Origin of the sequence: Bartonella sp. CE47NXGY (assembly GCF_042195415.1) — a bacterium.
In the GTDB taxonomy this organism is placed as follows: Bacteria; Pseudomonadota; Alphaproteobacteria; order Rhizobiales; family Rhizobiaceae; genus Bartonella.
In genome coordinates this window covers 1-1,117 of sequence record NZ_JBHIOI010000163.1, presented here as the reverse complement: position 1 = coordinate 1,117, position 1,117 = coordinate 1, and the positions used below count along the sequence as shown (strand labels likewise).

The following is a 1,117-nucleotide window of genomic DNA, read 5'->3' as shown; positions in this document are numbered from 1 at the left end:
GCTACATAATAGATAATGTCAAATACATTCTTTTGTTCCAATGAACAAGCTACATAGGTTTTAACAAGCCATCCTTTTAAATGGGAAAAATATCAATTTTTTAATCCAGCTCTGCTTTTTGCGGAGCTTTTTTTATGGAGAAGCATATGCGAAAAATATCATCAGAAGGACTAGCACTTATTAAACAATGGGAAGGTTTGCGTTTGAACGCCTATAAAGATGCCATTGGGGTGTGGACAATAGGTTATGGACATACAAACAGTGCTGGAAAGCCTTTTATTTACGAAGGCATGACAATCACTGAAAAGCAAGCAGAAGAACTTCTTTGCCAAGATTTAAGACAATTTGAAAATGTCGTTGAACGCGCTGTTACAGTTTCATTAACAGATGAACAATTCGCGGCGTTAGTGTCGTTTTGCTATAATGTAGGAACAGGAGCCTTTTGTAACTCGACACTGTTAAAAAAGCTCAATCAAGGTGAATATGAAGCTGTCCCTGCCGAGCTACAGAAATGGACCAAAGCAGGCGGGAAGCGTCTTGAAGGTCTCGCACACCGGCGTGCGGCAGAAACAGGCTTATGGGCAAAAGGGGCTTATGTTTCCTCCAATTATCAAACAGTAGAAACGCAAGCACCAACAGGGCTTTTCAAAGCCGAAGCCCTTGCACCGATTATTGGTTCTTTTTCTGGGCTTGGAGGCTTATTAGCAGGAAATGGACCAATCCAATGGGCTTTGGCCACCATTATGATTTTAGCCGCATGTGCTGGTATTTTCTTTGTTGCTAAACGCTTTCAGGAGCATCGTCTATGATCTTATGGATGAAAAGAAATCTGATGATAACAGGCGCGGCTTTAGTCGCTTTTTTTATTGCATTAGCAAGAGCTTTTACTCTTGGGAAAAAAGCAGAGCAACAAAAGCAAACAGAAAAAGCTTTAAAAGCAGCCAAAACACGTCTGGAGGTGGAAAGTGAAGTTAATCAAAAAAGTGATGCTGATGTGCGTTCTGATCTTTCTCGTTGGTTGCGGGACAAATAAGTATATCTCTTGTGTTGGTTGGTTACCAATTTATTTAGAGAGGCAAGATGTCAACGTCATCAGTTCTAATTTAGCAAGAGAGAT

Annotated in this window: 2 protein-coding genes; both read left to right on the top strand. The window is 40.6% G+C overall.

Annotation, left to right across the window (positions count from 1 at the left end; all coding sequences use genetic code 11):
• Positions 1-146: 146 nt before the first annotated feature.
• Positions 147-809: a lysozyme gene (locus ACFIL3_RS10400; RefSeq protein ID WP_375682243.1), complete on the top strand. Its 663-nt coding sequence runs from the start codon at positions 147-149 to the stop codon at positions 807-809.
• Positions 806-1,033, top strand: a complete 228-nt coding sequence (locus ACFIL3_RS10395; protein WP_375650784.1) for a hypothetical protein — start codon at positions 806-808, stop codon at positions 1,031-1,033. Before ACFIL3_RS10400 ends, ACFIL3_RS10395 begins: the two co-directional genes overlap by 4 nt.
• Positions 1,034-1,117: the final 84 nt, after the last annotated feature.